Consider the following 19,458-nt stretch of genomic DNA (forward strand, 5'->3'; position numbering starts at 1 on the left):
AGATGATCCCTTGTTATAGCAGAAAAGAAATGTCTTCCATGGCTAAGCTGGTGTCATCCCAGTGCTCCCCTCATGTCATCCCAGTGCGTGACACTGGGATCCAGTTTATTTCATCATGGACATTACTTTATGCTTCTAGAATCCGTTGTCCATTGAATAATTTGCAAATACTTTTATATCTGGATTCCAGTGTCACGCACTGGAATGACACCATTATTGGAATAAATCAAAAATGATTCCCCGCTATAGCAGAAAAGAAATGTCTTCCATTTGGGAGGAAAATAATAAATTTAATATATGGCTTAAAATAGAAAAATTAGCGTGTGAAGCTCAAGCAGAGTTAGGAGTGATTCCAAATAGTGTTGCTCAGAAGCTTTCTGGTGCTATTGAATTTGATATTGAACGTATCAACGAAATTGAATCCATTGTAAAACATGATGTTATAGCTTTTCTGACATATGTTGCTGAAAAAGCGGGAGTTGATGTTCGTTATCTCCACTATGGAATGACAAGTTCTGATGTTTTGGATACATGCCTTGCGGTGCAGTTGAAAGAGTCATGTGATATTTTACTCGGGAATCTAGAAAATTTACTTGCAGTATTTAAAAAAAAAGCTGAGGACTATAAAGATATTGTTTGTGTTGGGCGCAGTCATGGAATGCATGCAGAACCAACAACTCTTGGATTAAAATTTGCTAGATTTTATGCTGAATTTAAACGCAATTATCAGAGATTAATTAGCGCACAAAAAGAGATCTCAATTTGTAAAATATCAGGTGCAGTAGGTAATTTTGCAAATGTTGATCCGTTTGTTGAAGAGTATGTAGCGAAAGAAATGGGACTCATACCTGAAACCATATCGTCTCAAGTCATTCCTCGTGATAGACATGCCATGTTCTTTTCGGTTTTGGGAGTGATTGCAAGCTCAATAGAAAATATTGCAATTGAAATTCGTCATTTACAAAGAACTGAAATCGGCGAAATTTCTGAGCATTTTTCCATTGGGCAGAAGGGAAGCTCTGCTATGCCACACAAATGTAATCCTATTTTAAGTGAAAATCTGACGGGACTCTCACGTTTAATACGCAGTTATGTTTTTCCTGCGTTAGAAAATGTTGCATTGTGGCACGAACGTGATATATCACACTCGTCTGTGGAAAGATGCATTGCTCCTGATGCTTGTATAACAATGGATTTCGCTTTAGTGCGATTAACAGATTTGATAGATAAATTGGTGATCAATAAGGAAAACATTGAAAAGAACTTAAATTCTTCAAAAGGTTTAGTTTTCTCACAGCGTGTATTGCTTGAGTTAGTAAATAGTGGTTTGGCGAGGGAAGAGGCGTATAAAATTGTTCAGAGCAATGCAATGAAAGTGAAACAAAACAACAGTGATTTTCTGGCCGAATTGAAACAAGATAAACCCTTACTTAAGGTTATTAACTCGGAAAAACTTGAATCTTTGTTTGATTTGAAGTATTATACGAAACATATAGATCGTGTGTATAATAAGGTTTTTAATTAGGCTGAGTAGCTCAGTTGGTAGAGCAGGAGGATCATAATCTCTTGGTCGGGGGTTCAAGTCCCTCCTCAGCCACTCGAACTAAACTATGTTTAGCAAGATAGTGCTATTGGTGAAACCCAGTGTCAGTTACTTGGAATGAGTTGTATATCCACTCAGGTGAGGAGACAATGGATAAGAGATTGTGAAAAGGGTTTAGCTTTTGGCCTATGATCTCTTTAAATGACAGAATTTCACTACAAAACTTAACTTTCTTCTATGGTATCTGTTCAGATGCATGGCTAATGTACAAATACTGAACAAAAATTCCAGTGCTCCCTTTCTTGTCATCCCAGTGCTTGACACTGGGATCCAGATTGGGCACTAAGTTGATAAACACGAAAGCGGTTAATCCTTTAAACGTTTTTGATGGAACTGTGCGAAAGGACTGGATCCCAGTGTCAAGCACTGGGATGACACCATTTGTTGTGAACTCACTTTTACCCTATGGTCTTGCCGCTATCCTGAACGGATACCTTCTATGCAATTAGCTAAGTCAAGAAAGGTGAATCTATCTCTTGTTGCAAACGCAAGATCAACCACTTTACAATATTGTTCTTTATTCCAACTGAGGTGCTCTGGTAAGTGCGGAATTGATAGATCTTCAAATATTTTTTGCAGGTATTTTGCAGGTAGTAAATTTTGCTTAATTAAATTGGAAATATTAGTCCATTCTTTACAAATAATCTCTTGGATTTTTTGCTGCATAATTTGCTTCTGTTCAAAAGTTCTTACAAATTCGATATTATCAAAGCACTGAGTTATATGTTTTACATCTAAAGTGGTCGGGTTGATAATCGGGTTTTGTATTGATAATATCTTTTCCTGCAAATTAGCCATGGTAATCGTCGTAACAGCAATTTTTTCGCCATGTAGTGAGGAATGATCTCTTGTTACCATTTCCATTGCGTGAGCTACCATATGCTCTCCTTGGCTTGCAGAATAGCTGCCTTTTGATATTACCATTCCAAGTCCTGAAATGAGTAGAACTTCCATAAGTAATAGGACCACTTTTTTACTTCTTTTAGTAAGCGCCGTATACTCTCTTAGCAAAATTTGCTCCAAATCGCGAACAAGTGTAAAAGGTAATTCATTGTATTCTGTGCCAAGCAACAGATGAGATAGTAGCCAGTCAGCCTGGACTGTCGAACGGCAAATGAAATCTGCAAATCCGCTTAATGTGAGGCGCAGTGGTGCATTGGTAAGTATGTCTATATCTATATATATCGCTCTTGGAAGATGTGCTTTGAACGATTTTTTGTATCCATTTACTAATATTGAAGCATTTGCAGATGTATATCCATTCATGGAAGCGGCTGTTGGGAACGATATATAATCTTTTTTCTCGAGATAGCTTGCATATTTGCAGATGTCGTTAACGGTGCCGCTACCAAATGCAACTATTAAGTCACTGTCTTTTGCTTTGTTTCTAACTAGATTTATGGTTTCAAGAGAGGCAAGTGAAAGATTAGTACCCATGGTTGGTGTCATTCCAGCGCGTGACGCTGATTTTTTTTCCTGGATCCCAGTCTCGGAGGACTGGGATGATAAAATGTAGGGAGCATCCGAAATGATATGAGGTTTTGCAAGAGGCCTAATGGTATTGCTCGGGATAATTAAGTGAGAAATTTTATTAAATACGTTTTTGTTTAAAAGTTTTGCTGTATTTTCATCTGCAACTAGAAAGATGTCATTTCCGTGTCGTGTGCATATTTTATAGATATCATCAGCAAGGTGGTAATCTGTTATTACTTCCCTTAGAAAAGTTTGTTCGGCTTGATGTAATATTTGTTTTAAATAGTGCATAGAGTGTTTACAATATAGCAATATAAGTATTTTAAGATTGACATGAAAATTGACCCTGTAGAGCTAACTAAGAAATTGATCTCTTTTGAGAGTATAACACCAAGGGACGGCGGGGCAATAGAACATATAGCAACAATCTTTAAGAAAAGTGGCTTTGACTGTGAGATTTTAGAATTTGGTGATGATGGAACTAAAGTTAAGAATCTCTATGCGAAATACATAAATGGAGTACCAAATTTATGTTTTGCTGGACATATTGATGTTGTGCCACCAGGTCATTTAAAAGATTGGATATCCGACCCATTTAATCCAGAAGTTAGAAATGGAATGTTGTATGGGAGAGGAGCGGCTGATATGAAAAGCGGAGTAGCTGCGTTTATTGCTGCTATGGTAAATTTGATTGTAGAGAAATTTCGATTCAATGGTTCAATAAGTGCATTGATTACTAGTGCTGAAGAAAGCGCGGAAGAATATGGAACAAAGGCAGTTTTAGAATGGATGGAAAATAAGCAAAAAAAAATAGATTTCTGTGTGGTTGCTGAACCAACCAGTAGTGAGAAATTAGGTGATACCATAAAAATAGGCAGAAGAGGTTCTGTAACATTTGAATTAATTTGCCATGGAAAACAAGGGCACGTTGCCTACCCAGACTTAGCGGATAATCCAATATATAAGATGGTATCGATATTAAGTAAGGTAAAAAATACTACTTTTGATCATGGTAATAAATATTTTCAGCCTTCAAATTGCGAAGTTACTACTATTGATGTTGGGAACAACACTGATAATCTAATACCTGGTTCAATAGCTGCAATTTTCAACATTCGGTACAACAATATACAAACACCTGATAGTTTATATAAGTTAATTGATGAAATATGCTCCAGTGTGACTAACGATTATAAACTTTCTATGCATAGTATCAGGGGTGCTTTTCTCTCTACTCCCGATAGAAATACTGATATTATGCTTGATGCGATAAATAAAATTACCAATGTTGATGCTATGCTGAGCACAAGTGGCGGCACATCTGACGCTGCGTTTATCAAAGATGTTTGTCCAGTGATTGAATTTGGTATAATCAACAAAACCGCACATCAGATAAACGAATGCGTATTAGTAAATGATATACACAAATTAACAGCTATATATAAGGAATTTATAGAAAATTATTTCAATCCCACTAATAAAATATTGAATCAGATCAACGTAGTTAGTAATATACCTAGTGGTCCATTGTTAGCTTAGATGTAATTAGATCTCTTGCATAACTGTTGTCTGAGTAACAACTGCCAGCGTGTGACGTTAGAATCCAAAAACCATGAGAGCTACAAAAACCACTTGACAAACTCCGCCAGCTCCCTTATCATGGGAGTGAAGCTATTGTATTTGCTTTCGCCAATCTGCAGATTAAAAGGTAAGGATTACTTAATGTATCGGCGTCTTATGTTTAATTTTTTGCAGTATATAGATACTGTATGTCTTTACAAAACTTCATCTACATCTAGGTTTTTATCTAAATAAGCTGAACGCGCTTATAAAGCGTTACAAGACATCAAAAAATGCCAATACTCGACAGAGATAGTAAAAGACTAGCTAACTCGGGGATTCTTTGTCTTTTTTTCTGCTTAGTAAATTTCTTAAACATTTGCAGCGTAGGTTATACCAATTCCCATTACACGGCAAACAGATAGACAATAATAGAAGACAAGCCATAATGAAATAAGTGAAATAGTCGAGGTATAAATGGCACTAAGATCAAAATTATTGGATGAAGAAGTAGTAAAATCAGCAAAAAAAATGCTGAAGAAAGTAAGGAACAATGCATATGTTGCAAAAAAACTAAATGCTGTAATTGCAGCAAAAAAGCATAGTATAACGGCTGTAGCAAAAATATATTGCATTTCAAGAAGCGCACTAACTTCGTGGATAAAACTCTTGAAATTAGGCAGAGAAGAAAAATTGTTTGCTCCTCCACAACGGCGTAGAAAAACTAAATTAAATCAGGCTCAACTACAGCAAGTTGAAGCATGGGTAGGAGAAAATCCTAATATTACCATTAAAGAAATGAGAATAAGAATCCAGGAAAAGTTCGGCTTAAATATTAGCAAATCTACAGTACACCGCTATATGCAAAAGATGAAATTCTCTTATATTACACCAAGACCAGTACACAATGTACAAGATAAAAGAAAACAAGAGGAATTCAAAAAAAAATCTCAACGAAGTTATTGGCAAGTATCCTGAAAAAGAGCTGTTTTTCTTCGATGAATCGCGGTTTGGCACACATTCAAAGACCGGGCATGGATGGTTTAAAAAAGGCGTCAGAACAAAAGTTAAGGTAAAATTAGGTAGGGAAAATTTTTATCTCTACAGTGCAGTTAATCCTAGAAATGGGGAGAATTCTAGCTTGTTTGCACCGAATGTCAACACTGATTGTATGAATATATTTCTTGAGCAAATGTCTCAATATTTGGGACCACGAGAAGCCTTTCTTGTTATGGATTGTGCTAGTTGGCATAAGTCGAAAAGTTTAAAGGTACCTAAAAATATTGAGATTATATACCTACCACCATACTCACCTGAACTCAATCCAGTTGAGAGGCTTTGGTTGTATGTAAAACAGAACATTTTGCGCAATAAAATATACGATACTATTGCTTTGCTTGAGAGTGCTTTGTGTAAATTTATTACTTCTCTTACCTACTCCACAATTAAACAACTCTGCTATGTATCCTATTTGAATGACCAACAATGAGAATTGGTATTAGTTGCAATTAAAAGCAGCTGAATTTCGCTTGTCAAGCGTTTAAAACATAAAAAACGCCAATATTTTAAAGCGGATAATAACCACGGGGCTTCTTTTGCCTTTTTTTCATTCGGTAAATTTCTTAATGTTTGTAGCTGGAGACTCTCATCTTTAGCGAGCTTCAAGGTAATTGGTTGCTATTTGCGAAAATATTTGCATAATTTAAGCAACATTAATTGATAAAAATTAACTATGGAGCTTAATAAGATTGCAGCATCGATTTTACTTTCTGGGCTAATCATTATGATAGTCAGCAACGTAGTTGATATGCTGTATAGTCCAGAGGAATATAAGATTGAACACCAAACGATAGTAACTGCTGGTAACAATGAGTCCCAGCAAAAAATCGAGCAAGTGGCGCTCGATATTGGAGCGCTCATGCAGAATGCTAGCTTTGAAAAAGGTAAATCAGCAGCAAAAAAATGCATAGCCTGCCATAGTTTTGAGAAAGGTGGAATGAATAAAGTAGGACCAAACTTATGGAACGTAGTTGGAAACAAAAAGGCCCATCTTGGCAACTCATTCAATTACTCAAAAGCAGTGCTTGAAAGAGGTGGAAAATGGGGGTATGAGGAGCTATTTGCCTTTTTAAAGAACCCAAAAGCCTATATAAAAGGTACACGTATGGCATTTGCAGGTATTTCCAATCCACAAGAAATTGCAGATCTAGTCAGCTATTTGCGTTCGATGAGCGATAGTCCGGTTGCTTTGCCAAAGTAGTATGAATTATTGTAAATTGTTTGATGGAAATAATGGTCACATAGCATATCGAAAGCTACAAGGGAAGAAAGCTTCTGTAGTTTTTTTCGGTGGGTTTGCATCTAATATGGATGGAACTAAAGCAACTGCTATTTACAAGTTTTGCCAAGAAAATGATGTAGCACTTGTGCTATTTGATTATTTTGGTCACGGTCATTCAAGTGGTAATTTTATTGATTACACGATAAGTGATTGGCAAAAAAATTGTGCTAAAGTGATGAGTGAATTAACTAGCGATAAACAAATAATTATAGGTTCAAGTATGGGAGGATGGCTGATGCTGCTCACTGCCCTTCAATCTTCAGAAAAAATTGCAGCATTAATCGGCATATCGCCTGCTCCTGATTTCACTGAAGATTTGATATTCAAGCAATTGTCAGACAAGCAAAAAGAAGAACTAGATTCTAAAGGTGTAATAGATTTTACTTCAGAGCATTGTACATACAAAATAACTAAAAATTTGATCGAAGATGGCAGAAAGAACCTTCTTTTAAACAGAGAAGCAATAGATATAAACTGTCCTGTGCGCTTGCTGCATAGCATTAATGATAAAGATGTTCCTTATCAAACTTCATTGAATTTAGCTGAAAAAATTAAGTCAACCGATGTTGAAGTATACTTGATGAAATCAGCAGAGCACAACATGTCTGACAATCACTCACTGAAAGTTTTATTTAAGACCATTAGAGAATTTTTGCCAGCAAAAACATATAGGTAACCGTTCACACTTAATTCTTTAATCTCACTAATGGAAAGACCAGTGCACTCAACAATAATGTTGATGTCAACATTATTAGCCAGCATTGCTTTTGCGACTTCAATTTTCCCTTCAATTTTTCCTTTCTCTATACCTTTTTGTATACCTTTCTCTTCAGCAAGATCAAGTCTGTATTCAAGAATGGCTTCTTCTTTGCGTAGATCCATTATTCTTTCTTCGTAAGCTACTAAATCTTTTTCGTCCCAACGAAACTTGTCTAATTCATCATATGCTAGCTTTTGACCTTACCCAGAAAAAGTGGAGAGAAAGTTTGGAATATTTTTTACAAAGAGAATGATGAATCAAAATGCTCAGGAATGCAATAGTTAATAGTGGAGTGTCTACGTTGTTTGTTATAAAAAATTTCTATATATTCAAATATAGCAGTTTTAATATACTGTTTAGAGTGCCGAGAGGTGTCTATTAGTAACTCCCTTTTTAGAGAACTGAAGAAGCTTTCCACAACAGAATTGTCGTAACAACAACCTTTATGACTCATCTATGTTTTTTATGGATAAGAGATATTGATGAAGTATATTGTGAACCTTGATCACTATGTAATAGTAGATTTTTGACAGGTTTACGCTTATTAACGGCCATTAATCATAACCAATTGTTTATTTATTGAACTGCTCATTAACTATCATGCGTGAATATAGATCCTGCCAACATCCTTCTTTGGTTTTTATATAAGTAATCCCATACTTTATTTGGTTGATCGACAATAAAGTTTTGGTCTAATATATTGGGAGCTACTGTCCGTTTGTTGTTTCTTAATTTTAAATTTTCTTCTCAATATAGCCCGAATGCCATTTTTCTGCATAATACTTTGCACTGTTTTCAAGTTGCAACTTTTACCCAAAGCCTTTAATTCAGCATGAATTTTAGGAGCTCCATATCTACATTTAGAAACTTTTTTTGAATATCTGCTTTTATTTGCTGATTCTCTACTGCTTATTTTCCTTGTAGTCCACTTATAGTAGCAACTAGCAGATACATTCAAAACCCTACCTGCACTTTATGGTGTTTACTATATAAAAAAATATTTTATTCTTTTTGACTGGCTAGGGCTTTTTTTAAAATGTCTCTTTCTCTTGTTACTTTTGCTAACTCTTTCTGTAAATCAAATCTCTCTTTGTCATAAGGTACTACATCTGGAAATGCATTTGCCGCTGACTTTTTTTCGTTATATTTCTTCATCCATTTTCCTAATACACTATCCCTTATTCCTAAATCTCTTGCTACTTTTGCAACTGGTTGACCTACCTTTCTTTGTTCATTTGCCAGCTTAACAGCTTCCAATTTGAATTCTGCCGTATATTCTCTTGCCATCTCCAAAATTTTATTTTACCCGAAAAAACTCCTTTCTTTCTCTCCACTTTTTCTGGGTAAGGTCACATTACGGTTGACAAAATAATTAAAACTAAATAACTCAGCTCCTTCGCTCCATTTCCATTACAGAAACTTCTTCACTACTATGAGCTGATCCGCCCCTGTTTTTCGCATCGGTACTCTCATCCTCAGAGATCGGCTCTTTGGACTTCTTCCTTATCATCGAAACGACAGGTTCCCGTAGTTCCATGCAATAGCCTAAAATAGATTCACGCCACTTTTATGCCGGACGCCACCCACCCAGTAAACAAGCTCCCGGTACCAGATTAACGACTACCCCCTGGTTTTGACGTCGTCTCTACGCTTTCGACACTTCATCAGTGGTTCACTTGCGTTCGTCTCTCTATTTCACACATGACACATAATTGTGCCTTTTCCATAACGCTCACCACCTTAGCTCTTTACCAAAGCAGCTTATGGCTGTTTGGAGCCTGCTCTTGCAAACCGGCTCCGAGGGGCCCTCCCTCATCTATTGCACAGCTTCAACACTTCCCGTGTTTCTACGGCGCACTGTCATCCAAGTAGCGTGACTACTTGCTGTATTACCAAGTCCAATTAAGTGCAGCATCATCACTTGCTGGAATGTCAAAGGATGGTTGTGACACTGTCTCTTTCACAACTTCTTTAATCCTTGCATCTGTTACATTAGCTGTAAAATTTGGGTCATTAACTACTTTAGCAGCTATTTCGGCATCTGATGGAACTAATAACTCCTTTGCTGTCTTTGTATTATTACTATACACTTTAGCATTTTCAACAAGAAATCCTTCTAATTTATCCACTAGAATTGATTTGTTGCCATCTTTTGCAGGAAGTATAGCTTCCGCGAAAGCTTTTTGGTTTGCTGCATCTGTAAGGTTGGAAGCATTGATTTTAGCAAAAGCAGTATCAGCAGCAGTTTTAGTGTAAACATCTGCAGTATTAGCTTTCTTTCCTAGCTCAGTATCGACGTAATTCTTGTCAGCTTTGTTAGCTAGAGCGGCTGTGTCAGCTTTTTTTGCCAACTCATCATTCACATTTTGTTTAGTGTATACTTTACCGGTAAAATCAGAAGAAGCAGTTATAGCATCCACGACATCTTTCGCTGCAGCTTTTGTTTTGAGTTCTGAAGTTTTAACAACTTTGTCTGTGAGTTTACCTAACATAGCATTCACGCCAGGATCAGTTGCATTGGAACCATCAACCTTAAGAACTTTATTTGCATCTATAAGTTTACCTAGCATAGCATTCACACCAGGATCAGTTGCATTGGAACCATCAACCTTAAGAACTTTATTTGCATCTATAAGTTTGCCTAGCATAGCATTCACACCAGGATCAGTTGCATTGGAACCATCAGTTTTAACAAAACTAGTATCCGCTGTGCCTTTAGTGTAAACCTTCTTAGTATCATCAGTACCAACTGTTGCAAGGGCAGGAACTAGAACATCCACTAAGGCTTTTCCTTTATCTACTTGAGTTGAAATATTGGAACCGTCAGTTTTAACAAAACTAGTATCTACTGTGCCTTTAGTGTAAACCTTTTTAGTATCATCAGTACCAACTGTTGCAAGAGCAGGAACTAGAACATCCACTAAGGCTTTTCCTTGATCTGCTTGAGTCGAAATATTAGAACCGTCAGTTTTAACAAAACTAGTATCTACTGTGCCTTTAGTGTAAACCTTTTTAGTATCATCAGTACCAACTGTTGCAAGAGCAGGAACTAGAACATCCACTAAGGCTTTTCCTTGATCTGCTTGAGTCGAAATATTAGAACCGTCAGTTTTAACAAAACTAGTATCTACTGTACCTTTAGTGTAAACCTTTTTAGTATCATCAGTACCAACTGTTGCAAGAGCAGGAACTAGAACATCCACTAAGGCTTTTCCTTTATCTACTTGAGTTGAAATATTGGAACCGTCAGTTTTAACAAAACTAGTATCCGCTGTGCCTTTAGTGTAAACCTTCTTAGTATCATCAGTACCAACTGTTGCAAGGGCAGGAACTAGAACATCCACTAAGGCTTTTCCTTTATCTACTTGAGTTGAAATATTGGAACCGTCAGTTTTAACAAAACTAGTATCTACTGTGCCTTTAGTGTAAACCTTCTTAGTATCATCAGTACCAACTGTTGCAAGAGCAGGAACTAGAACATCCACTAAGGCTTTTCCTTTATCTACTTGAGTTGAAATATTGGAACCGTCAGTTTTAACAAAACTAGTATCTACTGTGCCTTTAGTGTAAACCTTCTTAGTATCATCAGTACCAACTGTTGCAAGGGCAGGAACTAGAACATCCACTAAGGCTTTTCCTTTATCTACTTGAGTTGAAATATTGGAACCGTCAGTTTTAACAAAACTAGTATCTACTGTGCCTTTAGTGTAAACCTTCTTAGTATCATCAGTACCAACTGTTGCAAGGGCAGGAACTAGAACATCCACTAAGGCTTTTCCTTTATCTACTTGAGTTGAAATATTGGAACCGTCAGTTTTAACAAAACTAGTATCTACTGTGCCTTTAGTGTAAACCTTCTTAGTATCATCAGTACCAACTGTTGCAAGAGCAGGAACTAGAATATCCACAACAGCTTGTTCTGCAACTTTTGTTGCAAGATCTGTAGTTTTAACAAATGCAGTATCAGCAGCTGTTCTAGTATACATTTTTGGATTCTGGCCTGTTGTAAGCTTTGTTGTCAGACTATCTATAAACGTACCATCGTCTATAAGATTTTGTACTGTGGTTAAATTACCTTCACCAAATTTATCACTCAACGCCATATCACACTCTCCGTTAATTATAAAAACCATAATGTGCATGAAAATAGTATAATTTTCGTTAATGCTAGATTTTGCATAAAATTCCCTTTAGGCTTTTCGCTTCAGAATTCTTCTCTTGTCATTCCAGTCCCCTCTCCTGTCATCCCAGTGCTTGGCACTGGAATCCATTTTTCCATCATAAGAAACGTTGATTACTTTTATACTTGCAAATTTAACTGGATGCCAGTGTCTGGGCATTGGAATAACAAAAAGAGGGCAGTGCCCTCCTTGTATGTATTAAATGTAGGCCGAGTTGTGGTCGTGATAAATGTGGTCGCTTGCGCAATCGAACATTTTCACAAAACCATTCTCTAGATAAAGATTATATTCGTGATGTTGATCTGATAATACAATATTATCTTGCTCTCCTGAGTTGAAATGACTTGAATCTGACAGCAATTCGTAATTTGGATTATCTATTTTACTAATGCTGCTTATTACTTTGCCATTACCACTTGATATAGCTAAACTATAACTATCACCATCCTTCATTATCTTGATGGACACCTTATCTTCAGGTAACACTATAAGCTTCTTTGTGCCACTATCGTGGATTACGAATTTGCCTTTTTCAAAATAGTATTTGTCTTCCGGCAAAGCACCAATCTTATATTCTGATTCGGCCAAATTTTGCCAAAACTTTAACACAGAGTTTTTATCTTCCCCTTCTGCCCTATTGTACAAAGCTTTTAGGTCATGATAATCTATGGTTACATTTGCCTTATGCTTCCCTTCTGAGTCCTGCTCGTAGCTCTTTTCTATTTTGAGAATTGTGTCTTTTAATACTACCTGTTCTTGCTCTTTCTCCTCCATTGAAGCTGACCTTTTTGCCCTTGTTGGAATTTGTGGCTGGTCAGACTGCATTTCACTATTGTCGTTTGATGCAGTTTTCTCTTCAGCAGCTTGTGCAACAACATTAGTAGTACTATGAACTTCTGTCTTAGTTTCACTTACTTGCCCTTTTGGACTTTCGGTTTGTTTCTCTTTTGTAAATATTCTCTGATAGTCCGTGTAGCCTCTATTAGTATCACCGATATCGCCACTGCCTTGATCGAAAGTTATTTTTTTACTTCCATTTCCCATATCTTCAATTTCAACTTGAGGAGAAACAGATGCTAGGAAATCGTTATAACTGTAGTTGTAGTCAGCAGAAAAGAATATTTTTCCTTTAAAATTGTGAAAGTTATTAGACAACATTCCAATTTCTTCATCACCATCAAACAATTTTACTTTAGTGAAATATGTTTGATCTTTTATTCTAACTATTTCACCGCTAGAGTTTCTTTGTATGTGGTAATCATTTGGGTCGTACTTTATCGCAAAAAGTTTGCCAGAGCCATATTTCTCTAAGTTTATAAGGCCCACATTTACATGTTTATGGGAATAATCTCTCTTTTCATATTCATGTGCAAATATTGGATCTATGTATCTATATTCATCTGATATATTTGGCATACCTATTGGATGTTCATTCCCATCTTTCGTCACCGGAACAAGCTTATATGCTCCGTCTTTTTCCACTAATTTTAGATGAGTAATACTTTGTGGTAGTTGAAACCTTACATTTGCTCCATGGTCATGAATAAATAGATCACCTTTTTCGGTAATATAAAAGCCCATATTTTTGAATGTATGTAAATTTTCGCCTCCTTGTTTTACAACCGCTTCGTGTACATCGTCGTCTGTCCTGTCGGTTCCCTTATTATCCAGTAGTTTTCCTTTTTCTACGATTACTCCATTTGCCTTTTGCTCATCAGAATATTGGGCATGCTCTGAATCCTGATGATTCAAAATTTTGGTACCTCTAAGGAGCAGAGAATCTAAATCTTTTTGGATGTGTCCAGTGCTAGGATGCAACAATTCATTTTCATGTAAATGCGCCTCATCAAAGTATTCATCACGTTCAACTGTTCTGCCATCTATTAGGGAAGCTTTATAATGACCGTTTTCTTTTGTAACTGCCATGTAAGCACCACCATCATATTGGGTATTTAAGTTGTGCAATATATCCTCAAAAATGAAAGTTTCTTTAGTTTGACCTTCAACTTGCTTAAAAAATCCTGATTCGCTCAATAACTCTCCAAGCTTTGCATTTCCGTCATATATAGACAGTGCACCCATATTTCCTTGACCATGAGCTTGCATAGAAAAAATCTTACCTTCTTGTAGATCAATATGAGTACCTCTGATTAAGTTTGGATCGATATTGACCAGCCCATCTAATATTTTTGCTGCTTGGGAATTATTTTCAATCTTATCAACAGCTTTGTTTTTTAGTTGATCAAACTTTAAAAATGCTGGTCTGTATTTTGTATTTTCCTCATTACGTAACTCTTCAATAGTAATCTCTCCTTTATGATATTTTTGATACATTTCACCACGTTCTTTATTCAAATTATCAAACTCATCTACCTGATTCTTAATTTCTGTATCATATTTTGATAATATCCTTAAAGCCTGATTTTTATACTCTTGACTGTTTTGATATTCATTACCTTGTTGGTCAGAGTAAGTTAGTTTATCCTGTCCATCGGAAGTTTTTACTACCTTAAGGAAATGATATTCCTTTGATATATCAAGTGTATCATTTGTTGCTCTATTCATAGCACGAGCAACATCATAAAACGCAACGTGTTCTACAGGAGAAAAACTTCCAACGTTTTCTCCATCTATTTTTTCTATATTTGCTTTATAGTAGGATACATTTTTAATTTCTCCACCCACTATTTCTTGACCAGTTGCTATAAAATCTCCTTTTGTAACTTGCAAAGCGTTGAGGTGTTCCATTGCAGTTTCTGTATCATTCTCAGTAAGCCAACTTTTAAAGTCAGCATTATGCCCTTTTATACTTTCCAAGAAGCTTTCTGACTTATGTGAGTCACCTTGACGTAAAGTATCTAGGTAGTCTCTTAATAAACTAGGATCTTTTTCCTGTAAGTACATCACCAACGCATGACCTGTTTTATAAACTAGGCTATTTGCTTCGCTGTCATCTGAATATTTTAAGCTTAAAATTTTATCTAAATCCAGATTTGTAGCTTCGGTCTTGTCAATACTTGATCCTTGAGAATTGAATTTATGATCTGAATGGTGCTCAAAATAATCTGCAATTCCTTCCATTAATACTGTTGGTAAAGATTCGCCTCCTGTAGCCAAGTAAGTTAAACCATGTGCAAATTCATGCTGAAGGTTATGAACGCCACCTTGCTGGTAGACGTACATTTCAGCAAAAACGTCAGCTTTCCCTTTGTAGTAACATTTACCACCTTCATCTCCAAGGTAAGAACCGAAACCCTCACTTCCGCCAAGGTGAGTGTAATCATCCTTGTCATCAAACATATAAATTTTAAATGTTTGTTCTGAGTCGCCGTGCTCTAACTTGAATGCGTCTTTAAAATTAGTAGCTGTTTCTCTTATCTCACTTTCAATATTAGCAACTTTACTTGCTCTTAAATTATGAGAATAAACCTCTACTTTAATGTTTAAATCACTAATTTCTATAACATGCTTATTGTTGAAATATTCTTCTTTAGTTATATTTTTATTTATTTGTTGATTGATTGTCATAATTCTAACCTCTAATTTATTAACTCTTCAAATATAAGGTGATCTCTACTAAAAAAGTGTGAATTTTCATATTGATATAATCTATATCTTAGTAAAAAAATATAAGTTGTTAATTTTATGTGAAAAATATAGGGTATAGCTGAAGTTCTATACAGCTATATTCCGGAATCACATTGGACAAGGGTAAAAGCAAAGTGGTTTATTGACTTTCATTCCACCAAAGCACTATACTAAAACCACGATGGGTAATTAGCTCAGTTGGTAGAGCACTTGCTTGACGTGCAAGCGGTCGCTGGTTCGAACCCAGTGTTACCCACGTTTTTGTTCATGAAAAGATTTTATATGACAGCAGTGCATAACGGCAAACACTCAGCAGCACAGTCCAAGCGCTTAATCTATTCCATAATAATAGTTGCAATAACAATGTTTATGGAAATAGTAGGTGGAATAGTTTCACACTCGCTTGCTCTACTGTCGGATGCAGGGCATATGTTTACTGACCTCTTTGCCTTGGTTTTAAGCTGGTTAGCACATAGGTTTTCAGCTAAGAAATCCGATTTGCAGAGATCATACGGATACCATCGGTTGCAGATAATTGCAGCATTTGTTAATGGTTTAACTTTATTCTTCATCGCAATAATCATTATAATTGAATCAATAAAGAGGTTTATTTTTCCAGTCAATGTTGAGTGGAAAGTAATGTTAGTAATTGCTACACTTGGCCTGATCTCTAATATTATAGTCTTTTTTATATTACATAGTAAATGCGAGAGCAATATAAACATAAAAAGTGCTGTACTACACGTTATAGGAGATATTTTAGGTTCTGTAGCTGCTATACTTGCATCCATAATTATTATGCTTACTGGATGGCAAATAGTAGATCCTATTCTGTCAGTACTTGTTAGTGTAATAATTTTAAATAGTGGCTACAAAATTCTAAAGAATTCTTGCCATATACTTCTTGAAGGTACACCTGAAGGCATATCAACTGAAGAAATAAAAAGTAAAATTGTATCTAAGCTACCTGAAGTGATAGATGTGCACCACATACATACATGGTCGCTGTCTGATAATTATTTTATAATTACCATGCATGCTAAAATAAAGCAAAATGTGCAGCACACCAATGTTTTATATGAAATAAAAAAAATATTACTAGATAAGTTCGAGATAGCACACTCTACAGTCGAGATTGAATACGATGAGTGTGCGGATAATAAAATACTTAAACATTGACGTTTTAAATTATTATGCTATTACTAGAGTGTAATGATGTTGAAGGTAGGCTATGATAGGTATTTCTCAATTACAATTTCCTTCAAAGGGATCTAGCAGGCTAAAGTTTGTTAGTTATTTTGCAACTTTTGTTTCTTTAAGCATTATCACTAATCCCGTTAGTGTTCTTTTTTCTCTTGGTACTATATTCTTTAGGTCTGAAATTAAAACTCTTTATATCTACAAAGAAATAAAAACGGCAAAACAGCAAAAAATGAGCAAAAGGGAATATTGGAAAATATTTTTTAAGAACAATGCAATCAAGGTAGCAGCCTTCCTCTTGTTTTCTGCTTTCATAACATATCTCACTTTCACCTCCACTTTCTTACTAATTTCGTTACTGGGAACTATACCACTTACAATGCTATTGGTTTTATTGCAGAGTGAACTGAGACCAAAAGATTTTAACCCATTTACACTGCTTAAAGCTTCCATGAATTTCTTTCGGGAAGGCATGAAAGAGAACTTACGTGGGCTAGTCAATAGCTTTGATATTAAGCTCGAACATTTACTGCCCCATCAATTAAATGATGATATCATTGAAAATGTTGATAAATTAAAAGATAAGTATGGCGAACAAGTACCTGAAGACGTAATCAAAAATGATGAATATATTCAATTCATTGGATATATAAACAATTCATATGAGCTTAGTGGTGAAGATAAAGGAAGAGTAATTGCATTTTTAAATGACTTTTGCAAAGATGATCAAAAGCATAGTTCCGGCTTTACAGGTGGACAGATTTTACTTCTAGTTCTGAGAGCCTGCAATGATGGAAAGAGAGAAGCTGTAAAAGATAAAAAAGACGCGTTAATTACAAATTTGCTTGATAGTCAAACTTTCTCTAGAAAAGAGCGAATTCCTAACACTTGTTTTACCGGTATTGTCTACAGAATGTTAAGCACGCTAGAGGGAATTCATCCTGACCCAGAAATTAGATTTACTACTCCACAGCAAATATCAATTTCAGAGGCAGAAAATGAAGCACGTAAGTTTATGTTAGACAGGTTAAAGAATAAGAAAAATAACAAAGAAATCTTTAACGCTTGGTATAAGGCTCAAGATAACCCTGGTGATAATGAAAATCAAAAAATAGTTGATGATTTCATCTCAGAAGTAAGTATTCCTTTAATGAGAAAATTATTGAGTATTACTTCTCAATATAGTGAACAAATTGTGCTAACGTTAATGAAAAATATTAGCTCTATAAAGTTAAATAAATTACAATGTTGTGAGCTGGTTCAGCACATGAGAAATAAACTGCAGGAGCATGGTTTAGGTGACCAAGAAAGTTTACTCGAAAACATCGGAAAAAAAGTATTCTTAGAGCTATTAAATCGAGATCTACTCGAGACAGATTTTTCTCTCAAGGATTCATCTTTGGATGGAGCTAAGAGAATAGCTAATAAGATAATAGTGGAAGAAGTGAAGGAATTTAAATTAAAAGCTGAGGGGACTATTGAGGGTCAAGTGGTTAGGATGTTAGATGGATTAAGGTTTCTACCACAAGAAAAAAAACTCTATAGAGTATATTCAGAACTCAGTCGAAATAACGAAAATGATAAGGAAAAAATAAAGAAAATTTTGCAAGAAAGGTTAGAAGTAACAAAAGCAGCAATGGATGAAATGTTAAAAGAAGGAGCTTCACATAAGCTAGAGTTAGAAATTGAAAGTGTATATGAAGGAAATAAAGATCACGTTACTCAACTTTATAAAAAAATAAGAGAAACAAAAAAGGAATTCATTGAAGATGGTCTTTTAACACCTCAAGAAGTAGAGAGTATAACAAAAGCAAAAATTATAAACTTAAACAAAGAAGACAAAATCATACCATCAAGCAATTTGTCTCGTATTTTAAGTGTCAATAATTTGGCAGTACATTATCTATAAAATTTATACTCTTTACCTTGCAGAAGATTCACAATATTTCTGTGGTGTTTTAGGAAGACCAGTGCTCCTATAATTAGTAATGTTAAGAACAAATTCCTCTGAAAAAAAAAGGACCATGCTACAGCCGTTGAAGTAGCACTGAGTGAAGCAAGGGAAGAGTATCTAAAGGCAAGAAAGACTATTATCCAAATTATTACGAATACTAAAGTAATATCGATGTTAAATGCTATCAGTATCCCTAGAGTGGTTGCAACGCCCTTTCCTCCACTGAATTTTAGCCAAATAGGAAACATGTGTCCTAAAACTGCTAAAATTGCAGATACATATATATAAAAATCGTTATTATCACAAAATTGTTGTGCTATATAAACGGCAATAAACCCCTTAAAGGAATCCAGAAATAATGCCAAAGCAGCAAGAAATTTATTTCCCGTCCTTGCAACGTTTGTAGCACCAATGTTTCCTGAACCTACTTCTCTTAAGTTTATCCCTTTTATTCTTGTAATGATTAAGCTAAACGGTATTGAACCTAATATGTAGGATAGTGTAAGGATTACGTACCTCTCCATCATTCTAGCATCCTCTCTCTTGTCATCCCAGTGCGTGACACTGGGATCCAGCGAACTTTGTTCGCAAACGAATCTAGTAGATAAATATAAAATTTTACATTAAAACATAGCACTATGGTGGAACTATATGCAAAATAGATCCCAGTGTCAGTTACTCGGATGACAAGAGGGAATTTTGGGATGACAAGAAAGAGTTTTGGGATGACAAGAGAGAGTTCTGAGGTAACAAGAAGGTGGTACTGGAATGACATCTGTTGTTGTACCTTCATATGCC

At 35.6% G+C, this 19,458-nt stretch carries 13 protein-coding genes, 2 tRNA genes and 2 pseudogenes; 10 read left to right on the forward strand and 7 right to left on the reverse strand.

Going from position 1 to position 19,458, the window contains the following annotated elements:
* The first annotated feature begins 2 nt into the window (after window positions 1-2).
* The 3 genes from ACWHVF_RS05455 to ACWHVF_RS05465 all read left to right on the forward strand — a co-directional run bounded on the left by ACWHVF_RS05455 (window position 3) and on the right by ACWHVF_RS05465 (window position 1,597).
* Window positions 3-236 carry a hypothetical protein gene (locus ACWHVF_RS05455; RefSeq protein ID WP_082860934.1) on the forward strand — a complete coding sequence of 78 codons (234 nt, stop codon included), beginning with the start codon at window positions 3-5 and terminating at the stop codon, window positions 234-236.
* The gene (gene purB, locus ACWHVF_RS05460) at window positions 233-1,525 is read left to right on the forward strand and encodes an adenylosuccinate lyase (protein WP_447933237.1); all 1,293 of its coding nucleotides are present in this window, start codon (window positions 233-235) and stop codon (window positions 1,523-1,525) included. Before ACWHVF_RS05455 ends, purB begins: the two co-directional genes overlap by 4 nt.
* Window positions 1,525-1,597, forward strand: a tRNA-Met gene (locus ACWHVF_RS05465). The genes purB and ACWHVF_RS05465 overlap by 1 nt, the downstream gene beginning before the upstream one ends.
* Window positions 1,598-2,020: 423 nt before the next feature.
* On the opposite strand, the gene ACWHVF_RS05470 is transcribed toward ACWHVF_RS05465, so the two are convergent.
* Window positions 2,021-3,367: an iron-containing alcohol dehydrogenase gene (locus tag ACWHVF_RS05470; RefSeq protein WP_064125333.1), complete on the reverse strand. Its 1,347-nt coding sequence runs from the start codon at window positions 3,365-3,367 to the stop codon at window positions 2,021-2,023.
* Window positions 3,368-3,409: 42 nt separating this feature from the next.
* On the opposite strand from ACWHVF_RS05470, the gene dapE reads away from it, so the two are divergent.
* From dapE to ACWHVF_RS05490, 4 genes are all read left to right on the forward strand, one after another.
* Window positions 3,410-4,615 carry a succinyl-diaminopimelate desuccinylase gene (gene dapE / locus ACWHVF_RS05475; RefSeq protein ID WP_064125334.1) on the forward strand — a complete coding sequence of 402 codons (1,206 nt, stop codon included), beginning with the start codon at window positions 3,410-3,412 and terminating at the stop codon, window positions 4,613-4,615.
* A gap of 498 nt (window positions 4,616-5,113) precedes the next feature.
* Window positions 5,114-6,125 (forward strand): IS630 family transposase gene (locus ACWHVF_RS05480; RefSeq protein ID WP_447933038.1). Its coding sequence is split into 2 segments (ribosomal slippage): window positions 5,114-5,575 and window positions 5,577-6,125, totalling 1,011 coding nucleotides; the frame shifts between segments, so codons are not numbered across the junction.
* 243 nt (window positions 6,126-6,368) lie between these two features.
* Window positions 6,369-6,896, forward strand: coding sequence for a c-type cytochrome (locus tag ACWHVF_RS05485; protein WP_064124708.1), 528 nt, complete (start codon window positions 6,369-6,371; stop codon window positions 6,894-6,896).
* A 1-nt stretch (window position 6,897) separates the two neighbouring features.
* Complete coding sequence (locus ACWHVF_RS05490; protein ID WP_064124707.1) at window positions 6,898-7,653, forward strand: alpha/beta hydrolase; 756 nt, start codon at window positions 6,898-6,900, stop codon at window positions 7,651-7,653.
* Here the strand turns inward: ACWHVF_RS05490 and ACWHVF_RS05495 are convergent.
* The 4 genes and pseudogenes from ACWHVF_RS05495 to ACWHVF_RS05510 form a co-directional block, all read right to left on the reverse strand.
* Window positions 7,590-7,931 (reverse strand): annotated as a pseudogene (locus ACWHVF_RS05495) (Rpn family recombination-promoting nuclease/putative transposase); the annotation flags it as partial. The gene ACWHVF_RS05490 and the pseudogene ACWHVF_RS05495 sit on opposite strands and share 64 nt — an antisense overlap.
* Window positions 7,932-7,975: 44 nt before the next feature.
* Window positions 7,976-9,030, reverse strand: a pseudogene (locus tag ACWHVF_RS05500) (IS3 family transposase).
* A gap of 596 nt (window positions 9,031-9,626) precedes the next feature.
* Window positions 9,627-11,870, reverse strand: coding sequence for a hypothetical protein (locus ACWHVF_RS05505; RefSeq protein WP_447933238.1), 2,244 nt, complete (start codon window positions 11,868-11,870; stop codon window positions 9,627-9,629).
* A gap of 246 nt (window positions 11,871-12,116) precedes the next feature.
* Window positions 12,117-15,446 (reverse strand): peptidase M2, encoded by a 3,330-nt coding sequence (locus ACWHVF_RS05510; RefSeq protein WP_447933239.1) that lies wholly within the window; start codon window positions 15,444-15,446, stop codon window positions 12,117-12,119.
* 243 nt (window positions 15,447-15,689) lie between these two features.
* Between ACWHVF_RS05510 and ACWHVF_RS05515 the strand changes: the two genes are divergently transcribed.
* From ACWHVF_RS05515 to ACWHVF_RS05525, 3 genes are all read left to right on the forward strand, one after another.
* Window positions 15,690-15,762, forward strand: a tRNA-Val gene (locus ACWHVF_RS05515).
* A gap of 113 nt (window positions 15,763-15,875) precedes the next feature.
* On the forward strand, window positions 15,876-16,685 hold the full coding sequence (locus tag ACWHVF_RS05520) for a cation diffusion facilitator family transporter (protein WP_447933240.1): 810 nt from the start codon (window positions 15,876-15,878) through the stop codon (window positions 16,683-16,685).
* 52 nt (window positions 16,686-16,737) lie between these two features.
* The gene (locus ACWHVF_RS05525) at window positions 16,738-18,615 is read left to right on the forward strand and encodes a hypothetical protein (protein WP_064125238.1); all 1,878 of its coding nucleotides are present in this window, start codon (window positions 16,738-16,740) and stop codon (window positions 18,613-18,615) included.
* Here the strand turns inward: ACWHVF_RS05525 and plsY are convergent.
* Both plsY and ACWHVF_RS05535 read right to left on the reverse strand, forming a co-directional pair.
* On the reverse strand, window positions 18,606-19,184 hold the full coding sequence (plsY, locus tag ACWHVF_RS05530) for a glycerol-3-phosphate 1-O-acyltransferase PlsY (RefSeq protein ID WP_064125242.1): 579 nt from the start codon (window positions 19,182-19,184) through the stop codon (window positions 18,606-18,608). The genes ACWHVF_RS05525 and plsY overlap by 10 nt on opposite strands.
* Complete coding sequence (locus ACWHVF_RS05535) at window positions 19,184-19,453, reverse strand: hypothetical protein (protein ID WP_064125237.1); 270 nt, start codon at window positions 19,451-19,453, stop codon at window positions 19,184-19,186. The genes plsY and ACWHVF_RS05535 overlap by 1 nt, the downstream gene beginning before the upstream one ends.
* Window positions 19,454-19,458: the final 5 nt, after the last annotated feature.

Source organism: Wolbachia endosymbiont of Dactylopius coccus, from assembly GCF_977011065.1.

What these genes read in the sequence shown, in the direction of transcription:
- ACWHVF_RS05485 (WP_064124708.1), top strand. Translation starts at nt 6,369, where the DNA reads ATGGAGCTTAATAAGATTGCAGCATCGATTTTACTTTCTGGGCTAATC.
- ACWHVF_RS05510 (WP_447933239.1), bottom strand. Translation starts at nt 15,446, where the DNA reads ATGACAATCAATCAACAAATAAATAAAAATATAACTAAAGAAGAATAT.
- ACWHVF_RS05525 (WP_064125238.1), top strand. Translation starts at nt 16,738, where the DNA reads ATGATAGGTATTTCTCAATTACAATTTCCTTCAAAGGGATCTAGCAGG.
- purB (WP_447933237.1), top strand. Translation starts at nt 233, where the DNA reads ATGATTCCCCGCTATAGCAGAAAAGAAATGTCTTCCATTTGGGAGGAA.
- ACWHVF_RS05455 (WP_082860934.1), top strand. Translation starts at nt 3, where the DNA reads ATGATCCCTTGTTATAGCAGAAAAGAAATGTCTTCCATGGCTAAGCTG.
- ACWHVF_RS05520 (WP_447933240.1), top strand. Translation starts at nt 15,876, where the DNA reads ATGGAAATAGTAGGTGGAATAGTTTCACACTCGCTTGCTCTACTGTCG.
- ACWHVF_RS05490 (WP_064124707.1), top strand. Translation starts at nt 6,898, where the DNA reads ATGAATTATTGTAAATTGTTTGATGGAAATAATGGTCACATAGCATAT.
- ACWHVF_RS05470 (WP_064125333.1), bottom strand. Translation starts at nt 3,367, where the DNA reads ATGCACTATTTAAAACAAATATTACATCAAGCCGAACAAACTTTTCTA.
- plsY (WP_064125242.1), bottom strand. Translation starts at nt 19,184, where the DNA reads ATGGAGAGGTACGTAATCCTTACACTATCCTACATATTAGGTTCAATA.
- ACWHVF_RS05535 (WP_064125237.1), bottom strand. Translation starts at nt 19,453, where the DNA reads ATGAAGGTACAACAACAGATGTCATTCCAGTACCACCTTCTTGTTACC.
- ACWHVF_RS05505 (WP_447933238.1), bottom strand. Translation starts at nt 11,870, where the DNA reads ATGGTTTTTATAATTAACGGAGAGTGTGATATGGCGTTGAGTGATAAA.
- dapE (WP_064125334.1), top strand. Translation starts at nt 3,410, where the DNA reads ATGAAAATTGACCCTGTAGAGCTAACTAAGAAATTGATCTCTTTTGAG.